This is a genomic window from Streptomyces sp. NRRL WC-3549, from assembly GCF_000721935.1.
In the GTDB taxonomy this organism is placed as follows: Bacteria; Actinomycetota; Actinomycetes; order Streptomycetales; family Streptomycetaceae; genus Streptomyces.
The window spans coordinates 163384-165579 of the sequence record NZ_KL585388.1; the positions used below are offsets into that span (position 1 = coordinate 163384).

Annotated in this window: 2 protein-coding genes and 1 pseudogene; all 3 read right to left on the reverse strand. The window is 68.6% G+C overall.

Going from position 1 to position 2196, the window contains the following annotated elements:
• On the reverse strand, nucleotides 1–866 hold an 866-nt coding region (locus IH13_RS0107240), incomplete at its 3' end, for a diaminobutyrate--2-oxoglutarate transaminase (RefSeq protein ID WP_063837410.1).
• Nucleotides 867–1012: 146 nt separating this feature from the next.
• Nucleotides 1013–1543 (reverse strand): diaminobutyrate acetyltransferase, encoded by a 531-nt coding sequence (gene ectA / locus IH13_RS0107245; RefSeq protein ID WP_267883837.1) that lies wholly within the window; start codon nucleotides 1541–1543, stop codon nucleotides 1013–1015.
• A 341-nt stretch (nucleotides 1544–1884) separates the two neighbouring features.
• Nucleotides 1885–2196 (reverse strand): annotated as a pseudogene (locus IH13_RS0107250) (alanine--glyoxylate aminotransferase family protein); the annotation flags it as partial.

The following is a 2196-nucleotide window of genomic DNA, read 5'->3' on the forward strand; positions in this document are numbered from 1 at the left end:
GAGATGTGTATAAGAGACAGGAGCGACATCGGCAGGCCGTAACCGCTGATGGACTTGGACAGCGTGACGATGTCCGGGACGATGCCGGCCTCCTCGAAGGAGAAGAAGCCGCCGGTGCGGCCGCACCCCATCTGGATGTCGTCGACGATCAGCAGCATGTCCTGGCGGTGGCACAGGTCCTGGAGCGCGCGCAGCCACTCGGCGCGGGCCACGTTGATGCCGCCCTCGCCCTGCACGGTCTCCACGATCACCGCGGCGGGCTTGTTGAGGCCGGAGCCCTGGTCCTCCAGGAGCCGCTCGAACCAGAGGAAGTCGGGGACCGTGCCGTCGAAGTAGTTGTCGAACGGCATCGGGGTGCCGTGCACGAGCGGGATGCCGGCACCGGCCCGCTTGAAGGCGTTGCCGGTCACCGCGAGCGATCCCAGCGACATGCCGTGGAAGGCGTTGGTGAAGGAGACGACGGACTCGCGGCCCTTGACCTTGCGGGCGAGCTTCAGCGCCGACTCGACCGCGTTGGTGCCGGTCGGGCCGGGGAACATCACCTTGTACGGCAGGTCACGGGGGCGCAGGATCACGTTCTCGAACGTCTCCAGGAACGCGCGTTTGGCCGTCGTGGCCATGTCGAGGCCGTGGGTGATCCCGTCGCGTTCGATGTAGTCGATGAGCGCGCGTTTCAACACCGGGTTGTTGTGGCCGTAGTTGAGTGAGCCGGCACCGGCGAAGAAGTCGAGGTACGAGTGGCCGTCCTCGTCGGTGAGGCGGGCGCCCTGCGCGCGGTCGAACACGGCGGGCCAGCCGCGGCAGTAGCTGCGCACCTCCGACTCGAGGCTCTCGAAGACACTCAGGGCGGGCGGGGTGATGGTCACAGCGAATCTCCTGCTCGAGGGGGGTGTGACAGAGAGGCGGGTGAGGCGTACGCGCCCCGGGCGGGGCGGGGACCGGGCCGTGCGTGCCCCGGGCGGGGGCGGGTCCGGTGTCGGTACGTGCCGCTCCCGAGGGGGCGGCGACGGCCCTACGCGTGGAACGGGCCGATGCGGTACAGCACCTCCGGCAGGTGTGTTCCCTCGGGGAACAGCCCGCCGTCGAAGAGCACCTCGCGCTCCAGGGCCACGTCGTGGCGCTGTGCGTAGGAGGTGAACAGCCGGTCGGAGGCGGTGTTGTCCGGGGTGACCGTGGTCTCCACGGACGCCAGGCCCTGCTCGGCCGCGACGCGCGCGGTCAGGGCGTCCAGCAGCTCGGCGGCCAGTCCCTTCCCGCGGTGGGCGGCGTCCACGGCCACCTGCCAGACGACGAGCGTCTCGGGGCGGTCGGGCCGGATGTACCCCGTCACGAAGGCGATGGGCTCGCCCTTCTCGTCGCGGGCGACCACGGAGGTCGCCGCGAAGTCACGGCACCACAGCAGGTAGCTGTACGAGGAGTTGAGGTCCAGGACCTCGGAGTCGCGGGCGATGCGCCAGATCGCGGCTCCGTCCTCCACTCGCGGGGCGTCGATTGTAAGGAATTCACTTCGGGCACGTGCAAAATCTGCTGGTGCGGCGGTCATGCGAATTGAATTTACCCAGCAAAAATCGAAATTGCATCGCCGGAAAGGGTTGGGTGGCGCGCGTGTCTGTGCTATCACGCGGGCGCGAGCCGGGCGGAAGCGGGTGGATTTTTCTCGCGATTTGACCGGAATTTACCGGGCATAACAGGCTCCCTGTGGAGTCGGTCACAGGGTTGTAACTCTCCTGGCGCGTGTCCGGATTACGTAGATCGGGTGTCCCTCGAAAGTGGGGTGTTTAGCTTGGAGGATTGCGGGCAAAAGAATGCGGGGAGCTACTCTCGATAAAGTAGCTCCCCGCCATTCTTTTCATATGTATGCCGGTGTCGTCCGGCATATTCGAATCAGTCGTTCGGCCAGGTTTCCGAAACGGCCCTGCGGGCGGCGTCCAGGTCGGCGGGCCGTCCGGCGTCCGCGAGCGCGGAGCCCAGCGCGGCCAGCGACGAGAGCACGGCGCCCCGCGTCGCGTCCGCGCCGTAGTGGTTGACCCGGACCATCTCCCGGGCGAGCGCGCCGCCACCCGCCACCAGCGGCAGCGACGGGTCGGCCGCGAGCGCGCTCCGCACGAGCGCGGCGGCGTCGGTTCCGGCCGGCACCCGCAGCGTCGTGGCGACCGGCGCGGCGTCCCGGGCCTCGTGGACGTACGGCTCCAGGCC

Bases quoted from the DNA above. Each gene is read 5' to 3' on its own strand.
- ectA (WP_267883837.1), bottom strand. From the start codon at position 1,543: ATGACCGCCGCACCAGCAGATTTTGCACGTGCCCGAAGTGAATTCCTT.